This window comes from Micromonospora deserti, assembly GCF_003236335.1.
Lineage (GTDB): Bacteria > Actinomycetota > Actinomycetes > Mycobacteriales > Micromonosporaceae > Micromonospora > Micromonospora deserti.
In genome coordinates, this window is record NZ_POUB01000294.1 from 1 (window position 1) to 7,099 (window position 7,099).

The following is a 7,099-nucleotide window of genomic DNA, read 5'->3' on the forward strand; positions in this document are numbered from 1 at the left end:
GTCGGGGTCGGGGTCGGGGTGCCGCCCAGCCGGTCGGCCACCAGGATGCCCCGGCCGTTGGTGCCGAGGTAGACCCGGCCGTACACCCGGGGATCGCCGGTGAGCGCCTCCCCCGCGTTGCCGTACTGGTGGCGGTCGTCGTTGATCCGCACCCAGCTGGCGCCGGTGTCGTCGGAGCGGAAGACGCCGTGCTGGCCGTCGACGGTGCCGAAGAGGAACAGCGCCGGGTACGTCCGGCCGGGCGCGGCCTTGCCGAACCCGACGTTGCCCGCGGTGCTCACGCCGGGCAGTTTGGTGAAGCTGGCCCCGGAGTCGGTGGAGCGCCACAACCCGCCCTCGCCGGCCAGCCAGAGCTCGCCCTCCCGGCCGGGCACCGCCTTGAACTTGACGGTGCCGGTGCTGGGCAGGCCGGTGGCGGCCGAGGCGGCGAAGCTGGCCCCACCGTTGGTGCTGACGTAGAGCCGGCCGCCGCTGAAGCCGTAGAACCGGTTCGGGTCGACCCGGTCGGACTCGATGACGGCGTTGGCCGGAATGCCGGTGGACGCGGTCCACGAATTGCCGAAGCCGACCGAGCGGACCACCGGCTGGCCGGCGTCGCCGGGCGCCCAGACGAACCGGCTGCCGTCGGCGGACGCGGCGACCGTGCCGCCGCTGTTGACGCCGGACGGCTCGGTGCCCTGGAACCAGTTCGCCCCGCCGTCGGTGGAGAACGCGACGTGACTGTCGTTCGGCCGGTCGGCGTCGGCGAAGTTGCCCGCGCGGACCATGACCGACGGCTTCGTCTCGGCGTAGTCCAGGCTGGTGGTGCTGGTGAAGCCGGGCTGGGTGAACATCATCGACGGTACGGCGTCCAAATCGGTGTGCCGGAAGCCGCCGATGTCGCCCAGCGCGCTGACCAGCGGCGCCCCGGAGGGCGGGCTGACCAGGTCGAGCACCGCTGTCTCCTCCAGGCCCTTGACCATCGGCTTGATGGTGATCTGGCCGCCGGTGTCCCATCTGGTCAGGTCGGTGCTGCCGTAGATGGTGGCGCCGGTGCCGTACAGGAACCGGTTGGAGTCGTGCGGGTCGATCTCGACCGACTCGTTCATCCAACCGAGCTTCGGGGTCTCCTCCGGCGGCGCCGGGTTGCCACCGAAGGTCAGCCACGGCACCGAGCTGACGTCCATGGTGTAGCGCCTGGACTTGTTCGGATAGCTGGTGAACTCCCAGATCCGGGTCCAGGTGGCGCCCCCGTCGGTGCTGCGCCAGAAGATCGCGTCCGGCCACCAGGAGATCTGGCTGGCCACCATCAGCGTGTTCGGCTTCTGCCGGTCGATGGTGAGTCCGCTGTAGCCGAAGTACGCGTCGTCGCTGGTGGACGGGACCGGGCTGATCCGGGTCCAGGCGCCGGTGGCCCGGTTGAACTTCCAGACGTCGCCCTTGCCGCCGTCGTACGGCCCGCCGGTATCGCTGGTGGCGATGTACAGGAAGCCGCCGACCGGGTCGACCACGCCCTTGTGCGCCAGGTAGCCGGTCGGCTGACCGGCGATCCGCTCCCAGGTGGCGCCGCCGTCGGTGCTCCGGTAGACCGGGTTCTCCTTGTCCGCCACCCCCACGTAGATGGTCCGCGTCGCGGTGCCGGGCGTGCCGGTGCTGGAGTCGAAGCTGACCCAGGTCAGGCCCTGGTTCTGGCCGTTGTAGCCGTTCGGGTCACTGGGGTCGGCCCGATAGTTGCCGACGTTGGGGAAGTTGGTCACCCGGGCCCAGGTCGCCCCGAAGTCGGTGCTGCGCCACAGGCCGTTGCCGCCCTCGGCACCGTAGTACAGGATGCTGTTCCGGTTCGGGTCGACGGCGAGCCGCTCCCCCATGCCCCGGCCCGGCATGTTGCCGCCGTTCTTGAACGGCAGCTCGGTGGCCTGCCAGGTGGCGCCCTTGTCGGCCGAGCGCAGGATCGCGCCGTTGTTCGGGTCCCAGTCATTGGTGTACATGCCGACGGCCGCGTACACCCGGTTGGTCTGCACCGGGTCGGTGGCGACGCTGACCACGCCGTTCCAGCCCCACCGGTCGGCGCCGACCCAGTCCAGCAGCGGCGTCCACGACTGGCTGGCCTGCTCCCAGCGGTACATCCCGCCGATGTCGGTACGGGCGTAGATCAGGTTCTTCTCGGTCGGGTTGAAGACGATGCCGGGTACGAAGCCACCGCCGTCGATCCGGACGTTCTTCCAGGCGTACGCCTCGGTGGCCGGCGCTCCGGCGGCGGTGAACGGCACCGCGACCACGGCCGCGGCGGCGGCCAGCGCGGACACGACCGCGCCGACGAAACTCTTCCGCATCTGCGGTTCCTCTCGGGGGATGAGGCCCGGGCGGACGGCGGGTGTACGCCCACGCCCGGGACGAGCGACGTGCGGATCGCGCCGGAGCTGCCCTGGCTCCGGCGATCGGCGCGACGGCTCCCGCACCCGAGGAACGCGCTTACCCTAACCGATCCCCGCCCCGTCCTGGAAGCGCTCCCAGTCTCGGACTCCGGCCGGCGGTCGCCCATTGCGGGTGAGGGGGCCTCACCCGCGGCGGCGGCAGGATCGGTCCGGGCGGAACTCCGCGCCGGACGAGGCGGAGCGCCGCGCCGACCGTAGTCATCCGGGGAGGAGTGAACATGTCCATCGCGACGATCACCCGCAGCGACCAGGACATCCAGTCGGCCGTCCTGGACGAGCTGACCTGGGAGCCGCACGTACAACCGCACGACATCGGCGTCACCGTCTCCGAGGGCGTGGTCACGCTGACCGGCCGGGTGGACAGCTACGCCAGGAAGTGGGCCGCCGAGCGGGCGGCGCACCGGGTCGCCCGGGTCCGGGCGGTCGCGAACGACCTGACGGTGCAGCTGGGCACCGGGGCCGAGCGGGCCGACCCCGACATCGCCGCCGCGGTGGGGCACGCGCTGGAGTGGGACGCGTTCGTCCCGATCGAGCAGCTCGACGTGACCGTCTCGCGCGGCTGGGTCACCCTGCACGGCGAGGTGGAGTGGGAGTACCAGCGCCGGGCCGCCGAACGCGCGGTCACCCGGCTGACCGGCGTACGCGGGGTCAGCAACGGGATCACCGTGCGACCCACCACCCGGCCGGACGGGCACGTGCTGGCCGGCCGGATCGTCGAGGCGCTGGCCCGCAACCGGGCCACCGAGGCGGAGCGGATCACCGTCCGGGTGCACGGCGACACCGTGGTGCTCAGCGGGCTGGTCCATTCCATGCCGGAGCGGGCCGAGGTGGAGCGGGTCGTCTGGTCCGCGCCGGGCATCCGGGAGGTGCAGAACCGCATCGCGGTCGCCCCGGTGCTGCGCTGACCGGCAGGGCGAGGACGTCGGCCGAGCGCGGTGGCGGCGCGCCCGGTGGGCCGGCGAACCACCCCGGCGGGGTGACCCGCCCTCACCCGCGCCGGGACGAGTCTGGGAGTCATGACTGATCCGAACGGGCTGATCCGACCCGGGCGTGGCACACCCGGGCCCACCGTGCCGGCCCTGTCGCGGCGGCGGCGGACCGGACCGGGTGCGCGTCGCCGCGCGGTGGTGCCCACCGCGCACCGGCGGGGTCGCCTCGGCACCGATCGGCGGGTGACGGCCGGATGACCACGCCGCTCCAGGTCACCGCCCGGCTGCGGGCCCCGGTGACCGAGGTCGACCACGTCCGCGGGCCGGTGGACGCGCCGGTCACGATCGTCGAGTACGCCGACTTCCAGTGCCGGTTCTGCGGCGCCGCGTACCGCAACCTGGCCGAACTGCTCCGGCAACGGGCCGACACGGTCCGGCTGGTCTACCGGCACTTCCCCATCGCCAACCTGCACCCGTACGCGGAGAACGCCGCGGCGGCGGCCGAGGCGGCCGGGCGGCGCGGGCGGTTCTGGGCGATGCACGACTGGCTCTACGAGCACCAGGACCAGCTCGACCCGGTGCACCTGTCCCTCGGCGTCGAGCAGCTGGGACTGCCGGCCGACGAGGTCGGCGCGGAGGTGGCCCGGCAGGCGCACGGCGACCGGGTACGCCGGGACTTCGTCGGCGGGATCCGCAGCGGGGTCGACGCCACCCCGACGCTCTTCGTCAACGGCGTCCGCCACGACGCCGGCTACGACCTGGCCGACTTGCTGGCGGCCGTCGACGCCGCCGCCAACCCCTGACCTCCAGCCGTGTTGACCAAGAGTTTTGCGCCGGCAGGAGCACTTGATCGACTCGGTGGGGCGTCCCGGCGGCGGCTCACGGTCAGATCAGGCGGAGTTCCCGGGCGCGGCGGACGGCCTCGCGCCGGCGGGTGGCGTCGAGCTTGCGGTAGATGTTGCGCACGTGGGTCTTGACGGTGTTGACCGACAGGGACAGCTCACTGGCGATCTCCACGTTGGACAGGATGCTCTGCAGGTAGCGCAGGATCGTCAGCTCCCGCTCGGTCAGCGGCTCGTCCAGCGTGGGCGCCGGCGGTTCGGCCGGGCCCCGCTCGGCCGGTTCGTCGGCGCCCCGCACCAGGTCGCTGACCGTCGGCCAGTGCGCGGTGCCAGCGTCGAGGTGGGCGGCGAGCAGGTCGCGTACCCCCGGCTCGGCGCGGGTGAACACCCGGCGGAACCCGTCCGGCCCGGACAGGTCCAGGGCCCGCTCCAGCAGCCGCCCCGCCCGCCGGTCGTCGCCCGCGCGCCGGGCCAGCACCGCGTCGAGGACGGCGGCGTCGAGGCGTACCGGCAGTGGCCAGTCGGTCGCCTCCGGCGCCTCCCAGTCCGGCAGGGCGTACCCGGCCGCGCGCGGGTCGTCAGCGCGCAGCTCCACCCGGGCCAGCGCCACGGCCAGCGACTCCACCGACCCCGAAGCGGCGCGGATCCGGTCGGTGAGCAGGTCCCGGGCGCTGTCCAGGTCGCCCCGGGCGCCCCGCAGGTCCGCCTCGACGGCGACCAGCCAGGACGTCAGCTCCCCGGCCCGGGGCCGGTCGCCGAGCCGCTTTCGGGCCTCGGCCAGCACCCGGTGCCCGCCGGCCAGGTCCCCGGCGTCCCGCAGCAGGTACGCCCGGCACCACGCCGCCACCGCCCCGACGGCGGCCTCCCCGGTCGCCGGCCCGGCGAGCCCGAGGTTCGCCTCCGCCTCCTCGGGCTGGTCCCGGTGCAGCGCCACCACGGCCAGCGCCAGGTAGGCGTGCCCGCAGTCCACCCGGCAGGACCAGCCCTGGCAGTGCGGCAGGGCCAGCGCGGCCCGGGCCAGGTCCTCGGCCGTCCGCAGCCCGCCGCGCACCGCGTGCAGCAGCGCCGCCCGGCTGGCGCAGACCAGTTCGGTACGCGACCGTCCCGCCTCGCGCGCCGCGGCCAACGCACCGGCGAAGGCGACCCCGGCGGCCCGCAGGTCGCCGTCGGCCAGGTCGAGCAGGCCGAGCGCCGTGCCGGCGACAGCCCGCACGTCGGCGTCCTCGATGGCGGCGCCCCGGGGCTCGGCGGGCGCCGGCGCGGCCGGCCGGGTGGCGAGCAGCCGGCCGGCGGCGGCGCGTACCGCCTCGGGATCGCCGGCCAACCGGGCCAGGGTGAGCTCCAGCGCGGTGAGCAGCCGCAGGAAACGGTCCCGGCGCGGCGCCGGCAGGGACCGGGCGGTGTCGGCGGCGGCCCGCAGGTACTCGGCGGCGGCGCCGCCGTCGCCGGCGTGGGCCCGTTCGGCGGCGCAGGCGAGGCCGAGCTCCGGGTCGCGCCGCACCGCCTCCGGCGGCGGGGGTGCGGGCGCCGGCTCCGCCGGGGCGTCCCGGTCGTACGGGGCCAGCTCCGGCCAGCGGGCGACGAACAACGCGGTGGCCCGGTCCCAGTCCCCGCCGGCCAGCGCGTGCCGCAGCGCGTCGACCGGCCGGCCGTTGTCGGCGTACCAGCCGGCCGCCCGCAGGTGCAGCTCCCGCAGCTCGTCGGCGGGTAGCCGGCCCAATTCGGCGTGCAGCAGGTCGGCCAGCAGCGGGTGGCAGCGGTACCAGGGTGGCCGGCTGTCGTCCCGGCGCAGCAGGCCATCGTCGCCGGCCAGCCCGGCCAGCGCCTGCCCAGCGTCGGCGCGGCCGGTCAGCGCGTCGGCGAGCCCGGCGCAGACCGCGTTGGCGACGGCGGAGCGGCGCAGCACCTCCCGGGTGTCCGGGTCCAGCCCGGCGAGCACCTCCTCGCGCAGGTAGCCCGCGACGTCCGGATGGTCGCCGTCGAACTGCTCCACCCAGCGGGCCGGGTCGGGCTGCCCGCGCAGCGCCAGTGCGGCGATCCGCACCGCCGCGGGCCAGCCGCCGGTGCGCTCCCGCAGCCGGCGCACCCCCGCCGCCGGCAGGATCACGCCGTGCGCGGCCAGCAGGTCGGCCACCTCGTCGCCGGAGAAGGCCAGCTGATCCGGGCCGACCTCGGTCAGCTCCCCGGCCAGCCGCAGCCGGTGCACGGCCAGCGGCAGCCCGGCGCGCGCGCCGACCACCAGGCGCAGCCGCTGCTCGGCGTGCCGTAGCAGGAACTCCAGGCCGGTCAGCGCGGCCGGGTCGGTGATCCGGTGCAGGTCGTCCAGGACCAGCAGCACCGGCCGTTCCCGGGCGGCGAGCCCGGCGGCCAGCACCTCCAGCTGGTCGGGCCGGGGCGACCGGTCGGGCACCGGCGGGCCGTCGGTCGGGTCGGTGGCCGCGCGCAGCGCCGCCGCCAGGTAGGACCAGAGTCGGTCCCCGTCGTCGCCGGCCTCCACCGACACCCAGGCCAACCGCGGGCGCTCCGGCCTCACGGCCCCGGTCTCCCCGGCCGCCCCGAAGTCACCGGGCGGGGCGGTCGCCGCGGCGGTGACCCGGGGACCCTCGGCCGCGGCGGTCGCCGCGCCGCCGCCCACCGGGTCCCGCCCGGCCTCGGCCGCGGCCCGGAACCAGGACGCCAGCAGGGTGGTCTTGCCCCACCCCGCCGGCGCGGAGACCAGGGTGACCGGTCCGCCGGTCCCCTCGTCGAGCGCGGCGAGCAGGCGGGGCCGGAGGACAAGCGGCTCCGGCGGTGCGGGCGCGCTGAGCCGGGACGCCAGCAGGGGCGGACCGGCCGGCTCCCGCACGGCCGGCCCGGCTGCGGCAACGATCTGGTCCTCCGGCATCCGGTCCCACCCCCACGGACGCTTCCACTC

General features: G+C 75.6%; 4 protein-coding genes. 2 read left to right on the forward strand and 2 right to left on the reverse strand.

Annotated features, from left to right (window positions below; genetic code table 11):
- On the reverse strand, positions 1–2,312 hold a 2,312-nt coding region (locus C1I99_RS27270), incomplete at its 3' end, for a beta propeller repeat protein (RefSeq protein WP_111137078.1).
- Positions 2,313–2,632: 320 nt separating this feature from the next.
- Between C1I99_RS27270 and C1I99_RS27275 the strand changes: the two genes are divergently transcribed.
- Together C1I99_RS27275 and C1I99_RS27280 are read left to right on the forward strand one after the other, a co-directional pair.
- Complete coding sequence (locus tag C1I99_RS27275) at positions 2,633–3,319, forward strand: BON domain-containing protein (RefSeq protein WP_111137079.1); 687 nt, start codon at positions 2,633–2,635, stop codon at positions 3,317–3,319.
- A gap of 278 nt (positions 3,320–3,597) precedes the next feature.
- Positions 3,598–4,146: a DsbA family protein gene (locus C1I99_RS27280; RefSeq protein ID WP_111137080.1), complete on the forward strand. Its 549-nt coding sequence runs from the start codon at positions 3,598–3,600 to the stop codon at positions 4,144–4,146.
- Positions 4,147–4,228: 82 nt separating this feature from the next.
- Here the strand turns inward: C1I99_RS27280 and C1I99_RS27285 are convergent.
- Positions 4,229–7,099, reverse strand: a 2,871-nt coding sequence (locus tag C1I99_RS27285; protein WP_438941455.1) for a winged helix-turn-helix domain-containing protein, incomplete at its 5' end; no start/stop codon positions are given.